The following is a 23,353-nucleotide window of genomic DNA, read 5'->3' as shown; positions in this document are numbered from 1 at the left end:
AGTTGGATATTACAATGGCTTCAGATGAAGTTATCAGTAGGATCAAGCAGCTTCAATCTGGTGGGGGCAACATGAACAAAAAGCAGATCAAGCAGCAGGAGCCCGAGCTGATGAGAAGTGCGCTGTATTATTTTCCAAGCTGGGAACACGCCATGAAGAACGCAGGACTGCTGTAAGGGAATAAGCAAAGCCAAAAAACCGGAACAGTCGCAGCAAGTGGTATTATCCCCTTCAAGTAGACACTCGTAAAAACCCTCATGTGTTAACATGAGGAAGTGAGTGACCATGGAGGGGATTTTGGTATGGCCAAAAAGGGACAAGTATTTCAATCGTACACAGAGGAATTCAAGAAAGAGGCTATTCAAGCCTATTGTACAGGAGGGGAGAGCTATAAGGTCGTCTCCGACAGGTTGGGGATTGTGAACTGTACCCAGCTTAAAGTATGGGTAAAGAAATATCGGAATGGGGAGCCACTCCATACACCAAAAGGGGTAACAAGCCCCTTAAAAGGACGTCCACGATCTACATTTGCCAGTATAGAAGAAGAACGAGATTACTTAAAGGCACAGGTGGACTACTTAAAAAAGCGGTATCCAAATCTATAAAGGGAGGGAAGCTTGGACTACACGACAAATACGCCATCCTTGAAGAACTACGTGACCAACATGGCGTCACCCGCCTATTAGCCATTGCAGAGGTATCGCGGGCGAATTACTACAAGTGGCGAGGTACACAGGCTCGACGAATGGAGGCCCATGAGCAAGAGCACGCTATGAAAGAGCATATGGTGGCGATTCACCTGGCTCATCCCTATTTCGGGTACCCTCGAATGCAGGCAGCCCTGCGGGAGGCAGGCTACCTCGTCAACCACAAGAAGGTATGGCGGCTCATGAAAGAGCTATCGATCCAGTCCGTCATTCGCAAGAAAAGGCGTCGTGCGGGCTCTGCTCCTTCCGTGGTCTACCCGAACCGGTTAAAGCGTAAGTTTCATGCGACAGCCCCACAGCAGAAGCTAGTCACGGACATTACGTATATCTCAGACGGCACCCGCTTTTATTATCTGTCTGCGATTCAGGACCTCTTCAACAATGAGATTGTAGCTTGGCAGATCTCGGAGCGAAACGACGTAAACCTCGTCCTGGATACGGTGGAACAGTGGACACGGAAAAGAGACGTGTCTGAGGCCGTGCTCCATTCGGACCAAGGCTTTCAGTACACGTCTCAGGCGTACAACACACGATTAGAGGCATTCAGCGTCAAGGGCAGCCACTCTCGCAAAGCAACCTGCCTGGATAACGCCTGCATCGAATCCTTCTTTTCGCATCTGAAGACAGAAAAGTTGTACCTTCACCAGTGTAAGTCAGAAGCAGAGATTCATCAAGCGGTGGAGGAGTATATCTACTTTTACAATTACCAACGTTTTCAGGCAAAACTGAAACAGCGCGCGCCGATTGAGTATCGGCACGCGCTGGCTGCTTAGCTTTTTTTATCTGTCTACTTGACAGGGGTATGACCACAAGTCTTGCGGCCCTTCCGGTTTTTTTGAAAATATAAGAATTTATATGTTTCACACGATAACTTATCCTTCTATTTCTCGCTGAAACGGTGCCGTCTTATTAAAGGACGGCAAAGCCGTTTCCACTTGTGTTACAGTCTAAGGTTATAGAGGTCTACTTCCGGTTACTCATAGGCCCCGGGCTCTTGAACTGCAGCTCGATGGCCTGCTGGTTCAAATGAAGCTCAGCCATATACGCCTTGATCTTAACCTGCAGCTTATGCAGCATTTCAGTATGCATATCATCAATACGGTCCTCTATACAGAACGCTGAACAAGCCAGAAAGCCGTCTGTATAGGTTTTGGTGTCATCCACTACCGTATTCAGTTTTTCTTTGTAGATCCGTTTTACCGGTCCGTTCTCCGGCTTGATCTCATAATAGCGGTTCGTTTCCACCAGCAGCCGCCAATGGCTTACCTCAAGGCCATATTCATCCTTTTCCAGCTGCACGGTCACTTTGAAGATTTTGATAGGATTGTTCATGTTGTTGTTCCATTCTTATTGTGGGATTGAGAGATTATAGCATGTACAGACCGCGATGCCCACTGGAAGATTATAATAGTATAATTCCGCAAAATGGCTTACAATTAATCCATTATTGTCCTGAAGCGGCAATACGTTAGTCTACTATAAAGGAGATCAGAAATGAAGAACACTGCTGCACAAGGACGTCCTATCGTTTACTCGCTGGTATGGGGAGTAGTCCTGACCCTGGCTGTATCCGTTGCCTCCGCTGTATCCATGGTTATGGAGTTCGGCGACATGGGGATAAGGAATGCCCAAGCCTGCGCCTTTCTGGTTATGGGTATTATTGTAACCCTCTATATGAAAAGAAAGGATTCCACGCTCGTCAGCTTCGGCTTCCGCATGCTGGAGGCCAAGCCGTCCAGAGCGGTACTGTTCTACATCCCGCTGCTCATAATTGCGGTGGCCCAGCCGCTGATGAATGGAATCAATGTCGAGCTTGGAGCGCCTGAAGTGATCAGCATTGTTATTATGACGCTGCTGGTGGGCTACACTGAGGAATCTATTTTTAGAGGAGTGATCTGGAATTATCTTAGATCTAAAGGCCCGCTGTTCTATATTGTGTTCTCATCCATCTTCTTCGGAGTTCTACATATGGCTAATGCCTTTGGCGGAAATGATCTTATACATACGCTTCTCCAGGTTATCAATGCGCTGCTGCTGGGTTGTGTGCTCGCCTTGCTAATGGAGACAGGCCGGAATATTGTTCCGCTGATCGCGTTCCACTTTATCTACGATGCGCTGGCTATGGTCAGCAATGAGAATCTGGAGCATGAGGTACTAATCGTCTCTATTCTTAATATTCTGTATCTCCTCTATGGAATTTATCTGCTCATGGTATTAAGCCGCAAGTCCAGAAATCATAGTCTCACTCTGTAGATGCACCGGCCTGTCTGGAGAGAAAATCATCAGTCTGGCCGGTATTGTTCTGATAAAATGATAGCGCATACATGATAATGAGCAGCTAACGGGAGTAAATAATCCGTAAACGAAGCAATGTATAGAGATAGGCACTTTATTTACAATTCTCCTGAAATATCGCAGATTCTGCGGGGATATGCAGGTTTTTGAAAGTTTAAATTTAAGCATTCCTGAGGTATAATGTAGATATCACCACAGGAACCACAGCAACAAGAGCCCCAAGCATTACAAGTGGTACCGCAGGTGATGGTCTCATTCCTAAATTTAGCAATGAATGAAGGAAAGGAGAGAGCCCCGATGTACTAGCGTTAGCGAAGCATGCCGGAATCGGCTGCTGATGAAGAAGGTGGATGATAACATCTTCTGGCAGATCGTGGGTATGCGGGAACCCAAGAAGCAAATCTTTATTGGAAGAAGAACGAAGCTAATTATTCAAGCAAGAGAAGGTTCTTGCGGAAGAAAGAGCGTGATTCCAATGAAAAAGGTTAGCGAAGCGTACAACTGCGATTCATCACAGTAGGGAAAACGTCCGTGAAAACGTTTTTCGTGAAATCGTGTACGCGGGAATCCACCCCATATGCAGGACATGGAGCAATACTCCGAAATGGAGCGAACGGGCAACACGGAAGCATGAAGGAAACATGATATTGAGAACAATCACCATGTCAGGGATATGGCTTTTGTTACTTGGAGGAAATGATTGAATTGAATAGCGTAATCAACACATGAATCCCCGGGCCTTAAGCAATAGGCAGCGGGGATTTGTGCGTATGTACATAAAAAGCCCCTTCTCTCCTACCCGGAGGGAAGGGGCTTTTTTGATGGGAAAGCCGCTGCTGCTTGGTTTTGAAATAAACCAACTTAGGCAACACTGGATTACATAACTACGCCGATACGCAGCAGGGAGAGGCACACATGAAATTTCATGAACAACATCCCAGTCACTTGCACAATGAGCATCCTCAGCAGCTGAGCCGGGAAGCTCACATCAATACGGAGCTGATCTGCCGCAGACTGGGGAACAGCTCAGATATAAGCGTCCGTTCGCTTCGTCTGGATTGGACCCATGCACAGCAGGAATGCGTCATTCAATTAATCTTCCTGGACGGAATGGTGAATAACCAGATCCTGGAGGAGTCATTTATTCCGGCGATTCAATCGGCACCGCCCGCCCCGGACGGGCACATACTGCTGGACTATTTCAGCAACCACATCCTGAGTGCGGGACAGGTTAGAACGGCTGGGGACCTGAGCGGAGCGGTCAAGGATATTTTATCCGGCTGTGTCCTCGTGTTGATTGATGGCTGCGAAGAGGCCCTTGCGCTTGCCATCCAGGGCTATGAGAAGAAGAGTATCGATGAAACCAAGACGGAAACGGTGATTCGTGGGCCGCAGGAAGGCTTCACCGATGATCTGCGCACTAATATTACGATGATCCGCAGGAAGATGAAGGATGAGCGGCTGAGAATTGTAACCCGTTCGGTGGGGCAGGTCACGCAGACAGATATTTCAATCCTCTATATCGAGGGGCTGGCCGATCAGCAGGTGCTGAACCGGATATCGGAGATGTTCGATCAGATTGGACTGAAGACTGTACTGGATGGTGAATTCATTGAAGAGTATCTACAGAGCAACAAATACACGGTGTTTCCGACAGTGCTCAATACGGAAAGGCCCGATAGCATTACGGCAGGTCTGGCGGAAGGCAGGGTAGCCATTATAGTAGATGGGACCCCCTTTGTCATGATTGTTCCCTCCCTGTTCCTGGATTTCATCCAGTCGGCGGAGGATAGTTATCAGCCTTATCTGTTCTCCAGTCTGATTCGGATCTTGCGGCTTACCGCTGTCATCATCAGTATCTTTGCTCCCGGACTCTATATCGCCATTACAACCTTCCATCAGGATCTGCTGCCTACCCGGCTGCTGCTGAGCATTATGTTTCAGCGCGAGGGCGTGCCGTTCCCGGCTTTTGTTGAAGCCACGCTCATGGAGATCACCTTCGAAATCATACGTGAAGCCGGAATCCGTATGCCCCGTAACATCGGTCAGGCGGTATCCATTGTGGGTACTCTGATTGTAGGGCAGGCGGCGGTAGACGCCGGAATTGTCTCGGCAGGGATGGTTATCGTGGTGGCGATCACCGGAATTTCAAGCTTCGTCATTCCGGCCTATAATATGTCGATCCCCATCCGGCTCATCCGGTTTCTATTCATGGGGGCGGCGGCTTCCTTCGGAATATACGGGATCACTGTGGGGTTCGTCATTCTGACTGTGCATATCTGCAGCCTGGAGTCTGCGGGTGTCCCTTACATGCGGCCTTATGCGCCTTATTTGAAGAGCGAGCAGGGAGATGGTGTCTTCCGCAGTCCTTACTGGTCCGGTTCGCGGAATAAACGCACCAGGAACGGGGCTTAGCCATGAGAAGGATGGTAATCATGATCTGTGTGCTGGTCCTGATGAGTACTCCGTTAACGGGCTGCTGGAGCCGCAAAGAGCTTAGCGATTTGGCAGTCGCCATCGGTCTTGGCATTGATCGTACGGACAAGGGCTACCGGGTAACCGTGCAGATTGTCGCGCCCAGTCTGGCGGCTGCCAGCAGCGGTGGTTCGGGAGGACCTCCGGCCCTTGTGGTTGCTACGGAGTCAGCAACGATTATGGAAGCTCTGCGTAAATTGACCACTATGCTGCCGCGTAAGATATATCTATCCCATCTGAGCATGCTGCTGCTGGACGAGGCCATGGCCAGGCAGGGCATCCGCAAGCCGCTGGATTTCCTGTTCAGGGATCACGAGGTCCGGCCGGATTTCGATGTGGCCATCGTCCGGGAAGGGACGGCTTACGATGCCTTATCCATCATGACCCCGCTGGAACGGCTGCCGGCCAGAGATCTATATGATTCACTTAATGGGTCTCAGCGGAACTGGGCACCAACCTCGGCGGTACGTCTGCTTGATCTGATGAAATGGTTCGATCTGGACGGCCAGGAGGCCGTATTGACCGGTCTGCATCTGGTGGGGGATCTGGAGAAGGGAAAGACGAAGGAAAACGTCGATTCCATTAACAGCCCGCTCAAATTTGAGTACCGGGGCATCGGAGTGATGAAGGATGATGTTCTGCTCGGCTGGCTGAATGAATCGGACAGCAAGGCTTATAACTATGTGACCGGCAAGGTCAAATCGACAGTAGGCAAGGTGGATTGTCCGGACCTGGACGGAGATTTTGTAATGGAGGTACTGGATGCCAAGACCTCGATTAAGCCTGAAGTGCGAAACGGCGAGCCTTCGGCCACTGTCAAGGTGAGAATTGAGGCTAATGTGGGTGAGGTGGAATGTAACCTTGATTTGAACAGCCGGGAGACGCTGGGGAAGATGAAGGAGATGGCCATAGTACGGACGGAGGCGCTAATTGCTACTGGAATAAGGGATGTGCAGAACCAATTTGGCGTAGATATCTTTGGCTTTGGCAACAAATTTCATCAGAAGCATCCCCGGTACTGGAGTAAATGGAAGGATCAATGGAATGAGAAATTCAGCAGAATGGATGTGAAGGTGGTTGTGGAATACATCATTAAAGGTCGAGGAAGAATTGTAAATCCGCCATTTAAGGAACCGGATGCATGAATGCTTGTCTAATCTCAATCAATGTGCTGCTATGGATGTGGCAATTCAGCCGGTACCGCAAGAAACGGGGCAGACTCCGGGAGAGAACACTTGTGTACGCTCTGTACGCGCTAGCACTGGGCTTAAATATTGTGTCGGCCAAAGACGGGTTCACTCCGGATCTGCTGCGGCCGTTCATTAACCTGCTACAATTCTTGAAGCCATGGGACATTCTAGGCTAAATGGAAGTAGATTCAACAAAGGAGGGGATGTACAGATGAGCTCCCGGCAGTTAATGATGCTGCTGACGCTGCATTATTGGGGAAGTGCCTTGCTGGGGCTGCCTTCCATGATCATCGGATTGTCCGGTAAAGATTCCTGGGCGCCGATTCTGCTGGGTATGCTGATTCAGCTGCTGATCATCCGGTTATTTGTGGCGCTGTATTCCGAGATGAACGGCGATACCCTGGGGCAATTTCTAAGCCGTGTTCTGGGGAAGGCGGGCGGTAAAATCATGCTGGCCCTGTATATATTCTGTGTGCCTTTTCTCATCTTCATCTTGACACTCCGCAGCCTTGGCGACTTTACCAGCAACGACCTGTTTGTAGAGACTCCGCCATCAGCGATCTATGTCCTGATCCTGTTCGCCTTGGTCTATTGCCTGTATAAAGGTATTATTGCGGTCGGCCGGTCTGCTGAGATTACTTTCCCGGTTGCCATGGCCCTCCTATTGCTGTTCTTACTGTCCCTGCTGCACGGTGCGGAATGGACGAACTTCCTGCCCGTCTTTGAGAAGGGGGTGCAGCCGGTATTTCAGGGCACGGTTATGTTCCTGAGTTATCCGAGCAGCGAGGTGGCCTTAAGCCTGTTCCAGGTTTCCTTCATCAAGGACAAAGCTTCTTATCGAAAAGCGCTCGTCCACAGCACCTGGATTACCAGTATCGCCCTGCTCCTGCTGACGGTGCTGATTATTGCGGTGCTGGGCGAAAGCCTGCCGCCGAACATGCCTTATGTCAGCCAGTTTGCGGCCAAGACAGTAACGATAGGCGGATTCTATGAGCGGATTGAGACCATAGTCACGGTCATCTGGTTCATCGTTATTTTTTACCGGCTGATTCTCACCCTCTTCATCGCTGCCTATGGCTGTGCTGAGTTATTCGGAATTAAGCAATACAAGGGACTGCTGATTCCGCTGGCATTGGTCACCATTCCCTTGGCGATGAATATCTGGGATAATCCCTCGGTGATTGCCGAGTTAAATGATGTCTGGTATCTCAATGTATTCTTCTTCAACCTGCTGTGTCCGCTATTATGGTATGCTGCCAGCAAGCTCAGGAGCAGGCTTAAGTAGACCCCAATAAAGGCACGATATAGTCACGGAACACATCCGCTGGAGGATTATTCTTCCCGCGCTTGTTATCCTGGGTCAGCACAGCGATAAGCTGAAGCTCCGGCACTACATATATGAATTGTCCGGCGTACCCGCGGGCGTAATAGTAGTCTACCAGACTGAATTCTCCGGCTGCTGTGCTGCGGGACAGGGCATCTGTCCACCAGTGCCAGCCGTATCCCCCGTGACGGGGAGGCTCCGTGTGCATGACTGGCTGTACCGAACGTACGGCCCACCTGCCGGGGATGATCTGCGAATTCTTCCATACTCCCTGCTGCAAATAGAGCTGTCCAAAATTTAGCAGGTCTGCCGGACGCAGCTTCAGCCCGAAGCCGCCGGTATGGATGCCCTGGGGGTCCGATTCCCAGTCATAGTCCCGGATACCGAGCGGTCCGAAGAGAACCTGTTCGGCATAGCTGGCTGTGCTCTGTCCTGTGGCTTGTACCAGAATCGAAGACAGTAACTGCGAGATTCCAGAATTGTATTCCATCCGGGTGCCCGGCTCATCCGCAAGCGGCTGCTCCAGCACATAATTCACCCAATGCGGGGTACGGGTCATCTTCGGGAAGGAGTTGGCCCCGCCGAACTCCGTCCAGCGAAAGCCTGCGGACATGGTCAGCAGCTGCTCGAGCGTAATGTCCTGCTTCCGTGCGTCCTTATCGCGAAGAACCTGCGGGAAAAAGCCGCTTAGCGGGGCCGAAGGGCCGGGCAGCAGCCCCTGGTCTATGGCGATGCAGATCAGCGCGGAGAGGATGCTCTTGGTGCAGGAGTTGATCTTGGCCAGCTCGGAGGCTGTGCGCTGATCTCTATAATGCTCGAAGATCAGCCTGCCTTGCTGCTGAATCAGACAGCTGCGAAGATTCAGGGGTGCAAGTGAGGCGGATAGGGTGGACAGGTTCATTGGGATTATCCTTTCTGCATATACATATATAGGCACGACCACCGAGTGAATGGTGGCCGTGCGCCGAAAGATTATGCGGGACATGTTGGAGCTTTAAGTGTAATTGGTACAACTCAGACGTCCGGTTTACCACGAATGGAGTAACAAAGTGCAGTTAGGCCGCCCCCAACTCCCTCTACTGTTCTAAACCGAAATGTGTCTCAATTCTGGCAAGCATCTCTTCGGTAGTGGTCTGGGCATTTCGTATATAATACTGGACATGCTGCTGTCGTGCTTGCTGTAAAGATTTGCGGCTATTCGCAATAATTCCATCCATAGTCTCGCGCTTAGCGCGTTCCGGGTCTGAGAGGGCCGGGAAGAGATCCAGCATTCCCCGCACATGATCACGGTTGAAATAATCCCTGTGGATGAGTTCATCCTCTGCATATAAGTATACGATCCGGTTATCATCGGCAATCCCCCGAAGAAACTCTGGAGCAATATCTGTATCAATGATTATAGGCTTGCTGTTGCCCATCTGTAGCAGCTCCAGCAGGATGAACTCTACACGTTCTTCCGCTGCCGAGACCAGCCATTGATTCCTGTCATTGCCTTGCCCGAGGAAATACCATTCCCAATTGACGAAATACCTTAGAATGGCCGGATGGTCCTGCGGATTAGCGAGTTGCTTATATTCAAACGCAAGATCATCAGATGAATAGTAGTTCATTCCCCGCTTAGTGGAGATTAGCCCGGCCATAGTACTTTTCCCCCCGCAAGGTCCGCCGCAAATCCAGTATACGTGCTTCAAATATTGTTTTATTAACCGGTCAGACATTCTCATTGTTCATTCCCCCTGTAGATGATTAGTTAACAGTAAGGGATACTCTGATTCTGCTTGCATGAAATGTCCAGGTTGCTGGCATCTGCGTACACCACCTTTGATGAATTCCCCTGTATTATCTCAATCTGACGCCGGGAAGTCCAATTTGTTTATACACATTTATTACCAGCCGCGGCTTGCCATAGTCAGTTATTATAAGAAGTACGTCAGGCATACAGGAGCGGAGGAGATTTATGGTTCAGGATCATGAATTGCGGATACGTCCAATAGCTGAAGGGGATCTGCCCAGGCTGTGGGAGCTCGCTTATAAAGAGGAAGCGCCGGAATGGAAGAAATGGGATGCGCCTTATTATGAACATAAGCGGGTTACATGGGAGACGTATTACGGGAAGCGAGCCGAAATTATTGGATGTGGGAACAATTGGGTTATAGAAGTAGAGGGTGTTATTATAGGCGACGTCAGCTACTACTGGGAGCATGAGCCGTCATACTGGCTGGAGATGGGGATTGACATCTATGATCCTGCTTTTTGGAGCAGCGGTTACGGGACTAGAGCGCTCAAGCTGTGGATCAGCCATTTATTCACTACCCTTCCGCTCGTCCGTGTCGGCTATACCACCTGGTCCGGGAATGAGCGCATGATGAAAGCAGGAATGAAGCTGGGTATGACAATGGAGGCCAGGCTGAGAAAATGCCGATATTATAACGGAATATTCTATGATTCTATCCGGATGGGGCTGCTTAGAGAGGAGTGGGAGGATACTTTGAAAGAGTAAATATGAATGTTTGTGAAAAAAGACACAATTTCGTGAAAATTATCACGTTGTATTCATAAAATTTTAATATATAATAAGATTAACTTAAAGAAACAGGGGGAATTAAAATGAAATTATTTAAAGTATTAGTAGTAGCAGGCGTATCGGTAGCTTTGTTGTCGGGTTGTGGATCGGATAAAAACAATGCAGACAAAGGGGCAGCAGCAACAACTGCACCAGCAACAGAGCAGACAGATGCAGTTACCTCCGCTTCAATCGTGAACCAGGCAGATGCTTTCATTAGTGCAGTAAGCGACAAGGGAACCTGGATCGTTGCTATTCTGAATGATCTGACTGTGGACAAGGATGTAGTGGTAGCAGGCGAATTCCACGACAAGAACGATACAGCAAAGCCAATCTACCGTAAGCTGGCCCTGTACGCACAGGATGCAGACCACAAAGTTACAGCTACTTACACTCTTACAGCACCGAAAGTAACTGTACAGAGCGAGAACTTCCGCGTTCAAGGCGGTACGATCAAAGGTGATGTCTACGTAGAAGCTAACGGCTTCAACGTGTACAAGGATGCTACTATCGACGGCAACCTGTATTTTTCCAGCGAAGATGTAAAGGCAACGGCTGTACTTGAAGGTAAAGTAACCGGAGCTACTGAAGTTAAATAATATCATTCATAGCATAAATGTGAATGACATAAGCCAGCAGATGAAGGCCCACTTGGAGCCTAGTCTGCTGGCTTTTTGCAAATATAAGAATGTATATGTTTCAAGCTATACATTATCCTTCTATTTCTCGCCGAAACGGTACCGTCCTTTAAAGGGACGGCAAAGCCGTTTCCACTTGATGAATAAATATATGTTTACAGCTTGCTGCAGGGGTAATTTTGTAATCTGACCGGAAATATTCTATAGTTAGATGGAAGCCTTTGTAAGCGTAAACACTTGGGATTGGGGATGTATAAAGAGATGAAAACTACCCGTAGATGGGGGATAGCAGCCGGAGTGATTCTTGCTTCGGTAGCGGTACTCTATATCTTATTATATATGTATGAAAAACCAGGCGGCTGGTCTGACCGGCGGATGTCACAATCCTTAGGGCTGAAGCAGACCCTCCAGATTCCGCTTGGCGGCAGTCCGGAGGAAGCGGTGCGGTTGTTCCGTGAGTCGGATTCCATGACGGTGGTACATGAGGAGACTGTCGGCAGGGGAGAGCTTGTGTTCCTTACCCGGTCAGGCCAGCAAGAAGGCGGCGATCTTCAGGTAGAGTATGTCCGCAAAACCTGGCTTGGATGGAAATGGGTCTGGGGAGCAGGGTATGGACAGGGCGAAGCTCCTTCCCCAGCGGCTATGAATTATATGAGGGTGCCTGAAATAGAGCAGGTCTCCACGCCGTTTCCTATGGTATTCGGAGAGGTGCTGGACCCAGCCATTAAGCAGATCGTTGTTCAGCAGAAGGAAGCCGGGACGGACAAATCCGAAGCGAAGCTGATTACAGCGGCTTCCGGCCGGATGATCTGGTTCGCTTTTCAACCGGCGACGGCGGGCGTTCCGTTCGAGATCGAAGGACTGGATCAGGCCGGGAAAATAATCGCAACCAAGGTTATTACAGATGTCCGGGGGAGCGGGACAATTGTGCCCCCGGTAAATAGATAAATTTCCGAAGGAGGAATGTCGATAGACTCCAAGTCATCCTGCAGTAAGCGATTCCGTTAGTAGTGCCGAACCCATGGTTCCAGCCTCTAAAGAGCTGAATTGTAGATGGTAGAGTTCAGCATAGAGTCCGTTTCGCTCCAAAAGTTCATCATGAGTCCCTTCCTCGGCGATTGTCCCCTGGTCAAGAACTATAATCCGTGAGGCATCCCGTACCGTTGACAGTCTGTGGGCTATCACGAGGGTGGTTCTGTCTGTCATTAGCCGTTCGAGTGATTGCTGCACCAGCCGTTCGGACTCATTATCAAGTGCTGATGTAGCTTCATCCAGCAGCAGGAGCGGTGCATTACGCAGGAATGCTCTGGCGATAGCCAGGCGTTGCCTTTGACCACCGGATAAGGAGGAGCCATGTTCACCAATCATTGTGTCATAGCCTTCCGGCAGGCGCATGATAAATTCATCTGCACCTGCCAACCGGGCGGCTTCTCGTATCTCCCCGTCACTTGCCTCAGCTGCGCTGAATGCAATATTCTCCCGGATACTGCCGGAGAATAAGCAGGGGTTCTGCGGCACATAGGAGATCATCCGGCGGGCCTCTTCCAGCTGACCGTTTATGTCATTACCGCACACGCTAATACTGCCGGCTTGCGGTTCGTACAGTCCGCAGCATAATCGCACCAGCGTTGTTTTACCCGAGCCGCTGGGTCCGACAACAGCGACGGTCTCGCCATGCTGTAGCTGGAGATTAATCTCAGATAAGCCGGTCTTCTCCTTGGACTGAGGCCCAGCGAAGCTATAGCACAGCCCTTGTATATTTAATACATTGTCCTCGGCACCGGCAACTGCTTCAGGGGAAGAGAAGCATTCACTATATGTAGAGACTTCTCCTTCCAAAGCAGCATCAAGAACTTCAAATACACGATCAGCTGCTCCGAGTGATTCCTGTACCCCGCCCCAGGTCTGCGACATTTCGACGAACGGCCATTGAACTCGTCCCATCAGGAGGATGAAGGCAAGCACTTCACCTGCCGTGGTCTCTCCCCGCATCGCTGATCTTGCAATAAGTACAGCACAGCCGATCATTACAGCGTTGTTGATGAAAGCGGAAGAATGCCAGAGCAGGGCATTCAGCAAGGTTCTTTGCTTTTGAAGCTGGTTCAGCTTTCTGCGTTCAGTGGCATACCTGCTCAGCAGCATATTCTCCAGTGAAAATGAACGGACGACCTTCATCCCTTGGGTAGTCTCCTGAAGAATTCCCCGTAACAGAGCTTCCTGGGCATAGATCTGCGTGAACAGCTTGCGTAGTCTGCGGTCAAAGAAACGTCCTGACAGAAAGACCACGGGTCCCGTGCCAAGGGCAAGCAGTGCGAGCCATACATCCATACTGGCTAAATACAGAAATGCTACCAAGCAGAGCAATAGATTATAACCCAGATCGTAAACCAGACTACTGATCATTCCCATGGCTGTTCCCGCATCCTTAGTATTACGCGAGGTCAGATCGCCGGAGTGCATAGCTTGCAGCTGGCTATAGGGCAGCCGGTGACTGGTGTCAAAGAGCTTTGCCCGGAAATCCCAGGACATACGGCTGTGAACGGTGAAGCGGAGGTAATGCTGCAGCATAAGACAGATGATAGTCACTAGACAAGCCAGAGAACAAATGACGGTTATCCTTGTCAAGGACTGCATATCGGTATTGTTAATAGTATCAATGAAAACCTGCTGAATCGTTGCAAACCCTACATCCAGAGCAAGCTTGGCTGTGAGCAATACTACAGCTGTCAGAAATCCGAGCCGGTATGGCTTGATATAAGGGAGTAGCCGCTTGAGCGCTTCCCGAAGCCGGATTTGCCCAGTTGAAGATAAATTAGCATTCATTTTGTAATCCTCCTCCGGCAATTGCCTCTGTCTGGACACCTGCCTGGGCCATAGCGTGGTACTTGCCCTGCATGGCCATCAGTTCTCCATGTGTCCCTTGTTCAGCAATCGCTCCTGCTTCCATGAAGTAAATATGATCCGCATGCCTGATGGTTGACAGCCGGTGAGCAATCACCACCGTGGTCCGGTTCATCATCAGCACCTGCAAAGCCTGCTGAACAACCTCCTCATTATGGCTGTCAAGGGCAGCAGTAGGCTCATCAAGCAGCAACAGCCCCGGTTCGCGGACGAAGGCCCGGGCAATGGATAGCCGCTGACGTTCACCTCCTGATAAAGTAAGCCCCCTTTCACCGATAATCGTCTCATATTGCAGGGGAGTTCCCATAATGAACTCGTGAATACCCGCATTATTGGCAGCGGATATAACTTCTTCACGGGATGCCCCGGGTCGTCCCCAGGCAATATTCTCGTATAGCGTACCGGAGAATAGATAAGGCTCCTGGGATACGTAGGCGATATGTCTGCGCCAGCTATGCGGTGGAATCGTATGTAAAGGCATGCCGCCATGATGAATGCTCCCTCCATCAGGCACATAAGCTGCAAGCATTAGCTGAAGAATGGTGCTTTTGCCGCTGCCGCTCGCACCTGCAAAGGCAGTTACCTTTCCGGGCTCAATCCGCAGATGGATGCCGGCTAATACGTTGTGTTGTCCGTACCCGAAGGTGATATTACGGAATATAAGGGGCAGCTGACCGGCTACAGGCTGATTATCTTCAGTCCATGCTTCAGAGTGCTGTTCTGCAGCGTCTGTATTAGCCGGGCTCTCGCCTTCCAAGGGCAGATCCATAATCTCAAATAAACGTTTACCTTGTGCCAGTGAAGCTTGTAATTCAGTCCATAGATTGGCAAGCTTGGATATCGGGTTAGAAATTTGCTCAAAACAGATAAGAAAAGCGGCAACGGCCCCTACATCAAGCCGGCCTCCGACTACCAGATAGCCACCATAAGATAGAACATAGAGCAATCCGCCGAGGGTAACAGCCAGAGGCATATTGTATCCTACGGCTTCAACCCGTGATACTGACAAATGAACAGTGTTAAACTGACGGACTCTATGGTTGAACTGCCCTAGCAGGCGGGAAGCAAGGGAGAAAGCACGCACGACCTCTGCGCCCTGTATCGAATCTTGAACGAATGCCTGTTGTTCACTCTCAATACTCTGGCGCTGCTCATTCATCCTGCGAAGCCTGGAGGTAAAGGGGAGCATGACCAGCGGGACTAGCGAACAGATAAGTATAGTACCTAGGGTTAGAACAAACTGCAGAGACAGAAGATAAGTCAGCAGAAATGCGATTTGCAATAGATTGCTGATCAGTTCGATGGTCTTCCTGTTAATTCCTTGCTGGGCGGCTGGCGCAGAATCGTTCATCCGGCTGATCAGATCGGCGGAATGATAACGGTCTAGCTCTTTCATCTGAATGTTCATTAATCTTGTCAGCAGGGAGACCTGAAGCCTGGAGGTGGATTTGATCTCCAGCAGTCCTGAGAGATAGGTATTCAGAAAGTGGACTCCAGCATCGATAACTATAATGACAACGGCAAAAGTCATCGCGGCTGCAAGACCGGAAGTGTCATGGTGTGTAGCCGCATTAATAATACGCCGTAGAATTTCAGCAATACCTACGCTTGTAAGTGAGGTGATGGCTGCAAAAAAACAAAGGATGATATACCAGCCAGTATAAGGTTTGCCTAGCTTCAGCAAACGGATAAAGATATTCTGGGCAGCGGCGGGCTGTTTATCTAGTGGTACTGCTCCGGTATTAGTGGTCCGATTCAAGGGGAACCCCTCCAGTTAATAATTGAGTCTTAGTCCAGCATGACTTTTGTTGTTAAGGCAAGCAGATTGCGCAAAGTATCGGTTCTGAGCACATAATACAGGCGGTGATCCACCCGTTCGATGTCTAGAAGATCCAGGAAAAACAGGAAGTTGGCATGATAATTCACAGCAGCAGGTGTGATACCGAGCGCAGTCGCAATTTCCTTACCATAGTGCGGCCGCTGTTTGAGTAGAAGCAGGAGATCCAGGCGCCGTTTATCCGAGAAGGCTTTGAGGAACAGCTCTGTCTTCTCCCGGTCGGCAACGGGTCCGTATACGCGGTCATTGTGTACGCCGAAGATGACCCAGCCTATCAGCCCGGTTTCCGTATGGAAATTGTAGAAGCTGTTGTTCACCTGTGAAACAAAGCTGACATGGAAGGTAGCAGGGAAGTCAAAGAGTGCAGGCTCATTCTTATGAAGTTCACGAATAAAAACCTCCGGATTACTACGGAACTGGGCCTCATAACGAAGTGAGGCCTGTTCAGAGATTGCTTGAATCCGGTCCTTCCAGTGAATGAAAACATCCTGATGGAATTGACGCAGAAGCTGTATGTAACGCAGCTTGGTTTCTTGCGGACGAGCAAGACATTCAAGCAGCGGACCATGGGCTTCTATCACTTCAGGCTGAGGTTGCGTGTCGGAAGCAAGTTCCAAGAGCTTATTGAGATCCCTTTTGATCACCTCCCAATCGTTGCCCTTCAACAATGCCTCCATATTATCGTGGTAGACACCATAGACCATCTCTGAAACGATGTGCTCAGCAGGGCTGTCCGCTAGTCTGTTGATCCATTCTTCGGCAGTCTGCGCTTCTGGATAGGAACAGGCGGATTCAAATAACGGGAAATCCAGTGCATTGTGAAAAAAGTTGTGACGGAAAAAAAACATCAGCTCACGAGTGAAATGAGGTGACAATAACTTTCGGGCATCTTCAAAATAGGTCCCCAGCAGCTCATCAATTTCGATTTTATATTCCGCTGCCAGATCTGCCAGCTGATCCTCACAGGCCAACATTCCCATGGAAACAATAAACTCAATAGCCTCGTTATACGCAAAACGGATATTTTTCATCAGTGTCTCTTGCAAAGAATAGTTCATTTGTTCCTCCTGTTTAAACTCTTTGTTATAAAAATTGAATATTAATTATTAATGATCAACATTTAATATTTACTTAATGTTAAAATAAGCTAAAAACAGGAGTTTGTAAAGTAGGAATTATGTTCGGATGAGAATTGTATGGATGGTGAGCCTTTCAGTTTACGGGTGGAACGCCAAATAACTGCCTCACCGGAAGCCCTAAACAGGACTTTGATGAGCCAGTTCGACCGCTGAATTGCGGCTTTTGGAAGAATTTTAATGGAGGAGACCGGAAATAGTTATGCTAGAGTTACCAGAATATACACCCGGCGTGACAAGGACTATAGTACATTATTGCAGCTTGAACTACTTGAAATGGTCATCCCATTAGAGCAAAAGCAAGATCCCCATGATGATAAAAAATGATCCAATCCACAAGAGTACGGCTCCGGTGAAGCGTCTGGAGCTAAGATAGGCCTCGCTCGGTTCGGCATCCCCCTTCATCTTCCAGCCTTCATTCATCCGCCAGAAGGCGTCGGGATTTCTACGAACAAATAAACCTCCTGCATTCAGTAACAATCCCATCAGTATGGTGAAAACTCCGTTAAATATTTCGATGATAATCAGCTCCTTAGTTAGTGTTATTTCCTCTGGAGATCGATAGTCCTTTAATAAACTACGTACATATTGAGTCATCCGTTGCGGAGAATGCGGCCTTTTCTATGAACAGATCGTGATTTGAGGTAGAATGAAGGGAATATGCGGATTAACGAAATACCTGCTGAGGGAGAGTCCTTTGTGTTCAAAATTATGCTGATTGAAGACGATATTACGCTGTTCGGGGAGATCCGGGAGCGTCTGGCCCAATGGTCGTATGAGGTGTACGGGGTTACGGACTTCGGTAAGGTCCTGCAGGAGTTCTCTGAGGTGAAGCCCGACCTGGTGGTGATTGATATCCAGCTGCCGCGCTTCGATGGCTTTCACTGGTGCCGGATTCTGCGCAGCCACTCCAAGGTGCCGATTATTTTCCTCTCCTCCCGGGACCATCCGAGCGATATGGTGATGTCCATGCAGCTGGGTGCCGATGATTTCATTCAGAAGCCCTTCCATTTCGAAGTGCTGATTGCTAAGATTCAGGCCATTCTGCGCCGTGTCTATAATTACAGCATGGAAGGCACAGAGCTGAAGACCTGGCGCGGAGCGGCGATTGAGTTCGTGAAGAATACGGTTACGGGGAGCGGGGGAACGGCGGTGCTCACGAAGAATGAGATGCTGATTCTCAAAATCCTGCTGGAGCGCAAAAACACCATTGTAGAGCGTGAGGAGATCATCACCAGCCTGTGGGACAATGAGCATTTTGTCAGCGATAATACGCTGACTGTGAATGTGAACCGGCTGCGCAAAAAGCTGGAGCCGCTCGGCCTGGATGCCTATATTGAGACCAAGGTCGGTCAAGGGTATATGGCGACAGAAGAGGCGGAACAATGATAAGGAAATATCTGAGCGAGAAACGGAGCTGGCTGCTCCTGCTGGCCGCCTTCCAGCTGATTATTATGTTCGTAGCCTACATTGACTCTGCCATCCCGCTGCTGCCGATCCTGTACATTGTACTCCTGAATACGCTGCTCTGTCTGGCCTTCGTTTTCCTGCGCTATTCCCGTGAGACCCGGTTCTATAAGAGCCTTGCCTCTTGGGATCAGATCTATGAGCTGCAGGCGGTCCTCGAGCCGGGTAGTCCGATGGAGCGGCTGGTCCATGAGGCGGTAAGCGCCCAGACGGACCGCTACAAGCGCGAATCCTCCATGAATGTCCAGCTGCTGGAATCGGAGAAGGACGAGCTGCTCAGCTGGATACATGAGGTTAAGACTCCGCTGACTGCTATGCAGCTCATGATAGAACGCCTGCCGGATGAGACTCTGCAGAGACAGATGATGTACGAATGGCTGCGTATCCACCATCTGCTTGACCAGCAGCTGCATCAGAAGCGCATTCCCTTCATCCGTAATGATCTGTTCATTGAGAAGGTCGGTCTTGCTCCTATTCTTAATAAAGAGATCCGGGCACTGAAATCCTGGTGCATCTCCAAACGCATCGGGTTCGACATGGAGCTTGAAGCTGAAACGGTACTGACAGACGGCAAATGGCTGGCCTTCATGCTTCGGCAGCTCTTGACCAATGCTGTGAAATACAGCGAAGCCTCCGATATCGTCATCCGGAGCCGTGAAGAGGGCGGCCATGTTGTGCTTATGATTGAAGACAGCGGCCAGGGGATTGATCCCAGGGATCTGCCGCGGATCTACGATAAGGGCTTCACCTCATCGCGCTTCCGCCAGGAGGGGGCAGCTACCGGCATGGGGCTGTACCTGACCCGGCAGGTTGCGGAGCCGCTGCTGATCAGACTTCACGCTGCTTCCGTGCTTGGGCAGGGGAGTGTATTTACGCTGACCTTTCCAAGGGAAAATGACTTTCAGCGCCTGACAGGCATGTGACAATAGTGTCACATGCCTATTCCGTTTGTTCGGCGAAGCGCAGGAAAATGATCATCCACCCGCTTATGATAGAAATATAGAAAAGGAGTGGGGAACAGATGCTTATTATGCAGGCTAACAAAATCTATAAAACCTATGGCAACAAATTCAATAAACAGGAAGTTCTGAGGGGCATTGATCTTCAGGTGGACAAGGGTGAGTTCGTAGGAATCATGGGACCCTCGGGTTCAGGCAAAACGACGCTGCTGAACGTTCTCTCCTCGATTGACCGGGTAAGCAAAGGCACGATCGAAATTGAGGGCAAGGAATTCACGGGGATGAAGGAGAAGCAGCTCGCCGAGTTCCGCAAGCATCATCTCGGGTTTATTTTCCAGGATTATAATCTGCTCGACACCTTGACGGTCAAGGAGAATATCATGCTGCCGCTGTCGATTACAGGCATCTCCAAGAAGGAGGCGCATCAGAAATTCGACCAAGTGGCCGGTGAGCTGGGAATCCATGAGCTGAAGGACAAATATCCGGCGGAAATCTCCGGCGGGCAGAAGCAGCGTACGTCGGCGGCGCGGGCGTTCGTGCATGATCCGAGCATTATTTTTGCCGATGAGCCTACAGGAGCCCTGGATTCCAAATCTGCGTCCGATCTGCTGAACAAGCTGGCCGCCATGAACAGCAAGCGTGAAGCTACCATTGTCATGGTTACGCATGATGCCGTTGCCGCAAGCTACTGCAGCCGCGTGGTCTTCATCCGGGACGGGCAAATCTACACTCAGCTGAACAAGGGGGAGGAATCGCGGCAATCCTTTTTGGGTGATATTATCAGCACGCAGGGCGTACTTGGTGGTGTCGCGCAATGAGTCTGAATTATATTATCCTGCGGAACCTTAAAAAGAATGTTAAGAACTATTATCTCTACGTCTTCGCCCTTATTTTCAGTGTGGCCCTGTACTTCTCCTTCGTGACTCTTCAGTTCGATCCTTCTATGGATGAGGTCAAAGGCTCCGTCAAAGGCGGGGCTGCCATCGGCGCATCCTCCGTCCTGCTGGTTGCGATTGTAGCCATCTTCCTGCTCTATGCGAACACGATCTTCATCAAGCGCCGAAGTAAGGAGATCGGGCTGTTCCAGCTGATCGGACTGACCAAGAGCCGAATCTTCGTGCTGCTGAGTGCGGAGAATCTGATTCTGTATTTCGGGTCGATGTTCGCTGGAATCGGCGCAGGGTTCGTGATGTCAAGGCTGATCCTGATGATTCTGTTCAAAATCCTGGAGGTTGACCAGCTGGCAGCTCTTCACTTCTCACCCGAGGCCTTGCAGCGGACGGTGCTGGTGTTTGCCGCCGTGTACGTACTGATTATGATCATGAATTACACCTTCATCCGTGCCCAGAGCATTCTGTCGCTGTTCAAGGCAACGGCCACTTCCCAGACACGTATTCAGCGAATGTCGCTGTGGGAGGTTGTGATCGGCGTCCTTGGAATCGGCAGTATTTTCGGGGGATATTATATCTCCGGTGAGCTGTTCAGCGGCAAATTCACGGGCATGAACGGATTGATGTATGCGATGATTGCCATCCTCACACTGGTGATTATCGGAACCTATCTGTTCTACAAAGGCTCGGTCAGCTTCCTCTTCAATCTCATCCGCCGCAGCAAAAAAGGCTACCTGTCCATTCGGGAGGTATTATCGCTCTCTTCCATTATGTTCCGAATGAAATCGAACGCCCTGCTGCTGACGGTCATCACTACAGTATCTGCGCTGGCCATCGGCCTGCTCTCCCTAAGCTATATCTCTTATTATTCGGTGGGGGCCTCTGCCAGAGAGAGTTCACCGCATGATTACGGTTTTCTGCAGAAGGCGGATGAGACGGCATTCCGGAAGGTGCTGGATCAGGCTGGCATTGGGTATGCTACTCTGGAAATTCCAACGGTCCAGGTAGAAGTCGATCTTAAGAATGTTTTGGATACTAGAAATACCCCGGGTAATGAAACCATTCTCTCAGCAACTGTGATCAGTGACAGCAGTCTGAAGGACATGGATTTGCAGCCGGGCGAGGTAGAGATTAAAGGGTATACGACTACAAAGCAAACTATGCTGAGGCTCAAGAAGGAGGGGGAGCTCTATTTCTCCACCAAGGATGGTGTGATGAAGCAGCAGCTCGCGGGTTTATCAGAGGAGACTGTGCTGCCGTTCTATTTTGGCGGGGGAGTCTTGGGGGTGTTCGTGGTGGATGATTCTGTCTTCCAGGAATTACTCCAGCATAAAGACCCGGATGAGCAAAAAAGAGTGAAAGGCGGAGGAATCTACTACGGTATCAATCTTACGGGATCTTCGCAGGCCAAGCAGGCGTATGAGATGTATAAGCAGCAAAAGCCAGAGCTGCAAAGCTTCTCACAATATGAGTTTGAGTTCAACCAGCGGACCAATATGGGCCTCATTATGTTCATTGTCGGCTTCTTGGGCCTGACGTTCCTGATTACCTCCGGCTGTATTCTCTATTTCAAGCAGATGGATGAAGGCGAGGAGGAGCGGGAAGGATATACGATCCTGCGCAAGCTGGGCTTCACTCAAGGAGATCTTCTGCGCGGCATCCAGTTCAAGCAGCTGTTCAATTTCGGTATACCGCTGATTGTCGGCCTGTGCCACAGTTATTTTGCGGTAAAATCCGGCTGGTTCCTGTTTGGAACCGAGATGCTGACCCCGATGTTCGTAGTGATGGGACTATATACCGTGCTGTATTCGATCTTCGGCCTCCTGTCGGTCCTGTATTACAAGCGGGTGATCCGGGAGTCACTGTAATTATATGCAACGATGAGGATGGCCTTCGGGCTGTCCTTTTCTATTTTGCTGTCCGGCTCTTGCCTTACGCAAAACAGGCAGCGATAATGGTATAATAAGACTGAATTGGAGGCTGGACTGGCTGAAGCTTTCTACTGAATCCTTACACCGACAAGGACTCTCCTCGGGATAAGCAGTCTATTCTCGACATTCGGGCCAAGACGACTGAGGGCGAAATTATCAATGTAGAGATGCAGCTGTTCAACAAATACGACACCGAGAAAAGGACCCTTTACTATTGGAGCAAACAAAAGTAGCAGACTATCAGATTATAGACAGAAGAGGTGGGGGCGTGTCAGTTACAGTTGGGGAGATTAAATCGATTAACCGTTATCCGGTGAAATCCTTTGCGGGGGAGGCGCTGGAGTCCTGTAAGGTTGTAACTTACGGAGTGGAGGGGGACCGGTATTGTTCCTTTTATGATATGACCAAAAAAGACTGGTCGCAGTATATCACTGCCCGGAAGATTCCCAAAATGATGTCCTATAAGGCTGAATATACGGGGGAAGATATTCGCGTGACGGCTGCAGATGGCCGGGTATTCGGCTGGAATCAGGAGCTGCTGGATGAAATTCAAAGTCTGACTTCCACAGAAATTACCATGTCTGAGTTCATGGCACCACACCCGGAAGAGAAGCACCCGGAGCTGTTATCGGTAGATGGAGCGAGTATTCTGCTGGTGACGGATAAGAGCCTGAAGAAGCTGGAAGCCCTGTGGGGCAAGCCGGTCGATCAGCGCCGCTTCCGGGGCAACTTCCTCGTGGAAGTGACTGAGGACTCGCTCGGGGAGGAAGAGTGGCTCGGCCGCCGTCTGTCGATAGGCAGTACAGTGCTGCAAGTGGATAGCTATTGTGAGCGCTGCGTGATGATTACCACGAACCCGGATACCCTCGAACGGGACAGCTCCCTGCTTAAGCAAGTCTACAAAGAGCTGAAGCAGCAGTTCGGCGTCTATGCTTCCGTCATCACTCCGGGAGAGGTCCGGCTCGGTGATCAGATTGTGATGCTGGATAACTAAGCTGGACAGACGTCCTACGTTCCTGTCAAAGGTGAGCGGTCACCTA

At 50.0% G+C, this 23,353-nt stretch carries 22 protein-coding genes and 1 pseudogene; 16 read left to right on the top strand and 7 right to left on the bottom strand.

Annotation, left to right across the window (positions count from 1 at the left end; genetic code table 11):
* The first annotated feature begins 302 nt into the window (after nucleotides 1-302).
* Both MKZ07_RS33565 and MKZ07_RS10810 read left to right on the top strand, forming a co-directional pair.
* Complete coding sequence (locus MKZ07_RS33565) at nucleotides 303-605, top strand: transposase (RefSeq protein WP_076157211.1); 303 nt, start codon at nucleotides 303-305, stop codon at nucleotides 603-605.
* On the top strand, nucleotides 521-1,480 hold the full coding sequence (locus tag MKZ07_RS10810; protein ID WP_445670302.1) for an IS3 family transposase: 960 nt from the start codon (nucleotides 521-523) through the stop codon (nucleotides 1,478-1,480). The genes MKZ07_RS33565 and MKZ07_RS10810 overlap by 85 nt, the downstream gene beginning before the upstream one ends.
* 190 nt (nucleotides 1,481-1,670) lie before the next feature.
* Here MKZ07_RS10810 and MKZ07_RS10805 read toward each other — a convergent pair whose 3' ends face one another.
* A complete protein-coding gene (locus MKZ07_RS10805) occupies nucleotides 1,671-2,039 on the bottom strand; it encodes a hypothetical protein (protein WP_036700855.1) in 369 nt (122 codons plus the stop codon).
* Between the two features lie 162 nt (nucleotides 2,040-2,201).
* Here MKZ07_RS10805 and MKZ07_RS10800 point away from each other — a divergent pair, with 162 nt between their 5' ends.
* From MKZ07_RS10800 to MKZ07_RS10780, 5 genes are all read left to right on the top strand, one after another.
* Entirely contained in the window at nucleotides 2,202-2,960 is a 759-nt protein-coding gene (locus tag MKZ07_RS10800; protein ID WP_341025778.1) for a CPBP family intramembrane glutamic endopeptidase, read from the top strand.
* 957 nt (nucleotides 2,961-3,917) lie between these two features.
* On the top strand, nucleotides 3,918-5,417 hold the full coding sequence (locus MKZ07_RS10795) for a spore germination protein (RefSeq protein WP_341025776.1): 1,500 nt from the start codon (nucleotides 3,918-3,920) through the stop codon (nucleotides 5,415-5,417).
* Nucleotides 5,418-5,419: 2 nt separating this feature from the next.
* Nucleotides 5,420-6,622, top strand: a complete 1,203-nt coding sequence (locus MKZ07_RS10790) for a Ger(x)C family spore germination protein (protein WP_341025773.1) — start codon at nucleotides 5,420-5,422, stop codon at nucleotides 6,620-6,622.
* The gene (locus MKZ07_RS10785; RefSeq protein WP_076156846.1) at nucleotides 6,619-6,843 is read left to right on the top strand and encodes a hypothetical protein; all 225 of its coding nucleotides are present in this window, start codon (nucleotides 6,619-6,621) and stop codon (nucleotides 6,841-6,843) included. Before MKZ07_RS10790 ends, MKZ07_RS10785 begins: the two co-directional genes overlap by 4 nt.
* Before the next feature lie 35 nt (nucleotides 6,844-6,878).
* Nucleotides 6,879-7,952, top strand: coding sequence for a GerAB/ArcD/ProY family transporter (locus tag MKZ07_RS10780; protein ID WP_341025769.1), 1,074 nt, complete (start codon nucleotides 6,879-6,881; stop codon nucleotides 7,950-7,952).
* On the opposite strand, the gene MKZ07_RS10775 is transcribed toward MKZ07_RS10780, so the two are convergent.
* The gene (locus MKZ07_RS10775) at nucleotides 7,945-8,892 is read right to left on the bottom strand and encodes a serine hydrolase domain-containing protein (protein WP_341025767.1); all 948 of its coding nucleotides are present in this window, start codon (nucleotides 8,890-8,892) and stop codon (nucleotides 7,945-7,947) included. The two genes, MKZ07_RS10780 and MKZ07_RS10775, sit on opposite strands and share 8 nt — an antisense overlap.
* A gap of 175 nt (nucleotides 8,893-9,067) precedes the next feature.
* Nucleotides 9,068-9,631, bottom strand: a complete 564-nt coding sequence (locus MKZ07_RS10770; protein ID WP_341025765.1) for a hypothetical protein — start codon at nucleotides 9,629-9,631, stop codon at nucleotides 9,068-9,070.
* Nucleotides 9,632-9,948: 317 nt separating this feature from the next.
* Here MKZ07_RS10770 and MKZ07_RS10765 point away from each other — a divergent pair, with 317 nt between their 5' ends.
* The 3 genes from MKZ07_RS10765 to MKZ07_RS10755 all read left to right on the top strand — a co-directional run bounded on the left by MKZ07_RS10765 (nucleotide 9,949) and on the right by MKZ07_RS10755 (nucleotide 12,140).
* Nucleotides 9,949-10,491 carry a GNAT family N-acetyltransferase gene (locus MKZ07_RS10765; RefSeq protein ID WP_036700872.1) on the top strand — a complete coding sequence of 181 codons (543 nt, stop codon included), beginning with the start codon at nucleotides 9,949-9,951 and terminating at the stop codon, nucleotides 10,489-10,491.
* 107 nt (nucleotides 10,492-10,598) lie between these two features.
* Nucleotides 10,599-11,153: a hypothetical protein gene (locus MKZ07_RS10760; RefSeq protein WP_076156857.1), complete on the top strand. Its 555-nt coding sequence runs from the start codon at nucleotides 10,599-10,601 to the stop codon at nucleotides 11,151-11,153.
* Nucleotides 11,154-11,453: 300 nt separating this feature from the next.
* Nucleotides 11,454-12,140 carry a hypothetical protein gene (locus tag MKZ07_RS10755; RefSeq protein WP_235218571.1) on the top strand — a complete coding sequence of 229 codons (687 nt, stop codon included), beginning with the start codon at nucleotides 11,454-11,456 and terminating at the stop codon, nucleotides 12,138-12,140.
* 33 nt (nucleotides 12,141-12,173) lie between these two features.
* On the opposite strand, the gene MKZ07_RS10750 is transcribed toward MKZ07_RS10755, so the two are convergent.
* The 4 genes from MKZ07_RS10750 to MKZ07_RS33560 form a co-directional block, all read right to left on the bottom strand.
* The gene (locus MKZ07_RS10750) at nucleotides 12,174-14,015 is read right to left on the bottom strand and encodes an ABC transporter ATP-binding protein (protein WP_051494031.1); all 1,842 of its coding nucleotides are present in this window, start codon (nucleotides 14,013-14,015) and stop codon (nucleotides 12,174-12,176) included.
* Nucleotides 14,005-15,852, bottom strand: coding sequence for an ABC transporter ATP-binding protein (locus tag MKZ07_RS10745; RefSeq protein ID WP_051494032.1), 1,848 nt, complete (start codon nucleotides 15,850-15,852; stop codon nucleotides 14,005-14,007). Before MKZ07_RS10745 ends, MKZ07_RS10750 begins: the two co-directional genes overlap by 11 nt.
* Nucleotides 15,853-15,881: 29 nt before the next feature.
* Nucleotides 15,882-16,988: an ArsR family transcriptional regulator gene (locus tag MKZ07_RS10740; RefSeq protein WP_036700875.1), complete on the bottom strand. Its 1,107-nt coding sequence runs from the start codon at nucleotides 16,986-16,988 to the stop codon at nucleotides 15,882-15,884.
* A 366-nt stretch (nucleotides 16,989-17,354) separates the two neighbouring features.
* A complete protein-coding gene (locus MKZ07_RS33560; protein WP_036701006.1) occupies nucleotides 17,355-17,552 on the bottom strand; it encodes a DUF6199 family natural product biosynthesis protein in 198 nt (65 codons plus the stop codon).
* Between the two features lie 213 nt (nucleotides 17,553-17,765).
* On the opposite strand from MKZ07_RS33560, the gene MKZ07_RS10735 reads away from it, so the two are divergent.
* The 6 genes and pseudogenes from MKZ07_RS10735 (at nucleotide 17,766) to MKZ07_RS10710 (ending at nucleotide 23,307) form a co-directional block, all read left to right on the top strand.
* The gene (locus tag MKZ07_RS10735; RefSeq protein ID WP_076156952.1) at nucleotides 17,766-18,455 is read left to right on the top strand and encodes a response regulator transcription factor; all 690 of its coding nucleotides are present in this window, start codon (nucleotides 17,766-17,768) and stop codon (nucleotides 18,453-18,455) included.
* Nucleotides 18,452-19,456 (top strand): sensor histidine kinase, encoded by a 1,005-nt coding sequence (locus tag MKZ07_RS10730; protein WP_076156872.1) that lies wholly within the window; start codon nucleotides 18,452-18,454, stop codon nucleotides 19,454-19,456. The genes MKZ07_RS10735 and MKZ07_RS10730 overlap by 4 nt, the downstream gene beginning before the upstream one ends.
* Before the next feature lie 98 nt (nucleotides 19,457-19,554).
* Nucleotides 19,555-20,310: an ABC transporter ATP-binding protein gene (locus MKZ07_RS10725; RefSeq protein ID WP_036700878.1), complete on the top strand. Its 756-nt coding sequence runs from the start codon at nucleotides 19,555-19,557 to the stop codon at nucleotides 20,308-20,310.
* The gene (locus tag MKZ07_RS10720; RefSeq protein WP_036700880.1) at nucleotides 20,307-22,250 is read left to right on the top strand and encodes an ABC transporter permease; all 1,944 of its coding nucleotides are present in this window, start codon (nucleotides 20,307-20,309) and stop codon (nucleotides 22,248-22,250) included. The genes MKZ07_RS10725 and MKZ07_RS10720 overlap by 4 nt, the downstream gene beginning before the upstream one ends.
* A 131-nt stretch (nucleotides 22,251-22,381) precedes the next feature.
* Nucleotides 22,382-22,540: pseudogene (locus MKZ07_RS10715) on the top strand (PD-(D/E)XK nuclease family transposase); the annotation flags it as partial.
* Between the two features lie 41 nt (nucleotides 22,541-22,581).
* On the top strand, nucleotides 22,582-23,307 hold the full coding sequence (locus MKZ07_RS10710; RefSeq protein WP_036700882.1) for an MOSC domain-containing protein: 726 nt from the start codon (nucleotides 22,582-22,584) through the stop codon (nucleotides 23,305-23,307).
* Nucleotides 23,308-23,353 lie beyond the last annotated feature (46 nt).

The organism is Paenibacillus sp. FSL P4-0338 (assembly GCF_038002365.1).
Taxonomy (GTDB): Bacteria; Bacillota; Bacilli; order Paenibacillales; family Paenibacillaceae; genus Paenibacillus_AQ.
Note: the sequence above shows the minus strand (reverse complement) of the source record. Positions and strands in the feature narration are given on the sequence as shown.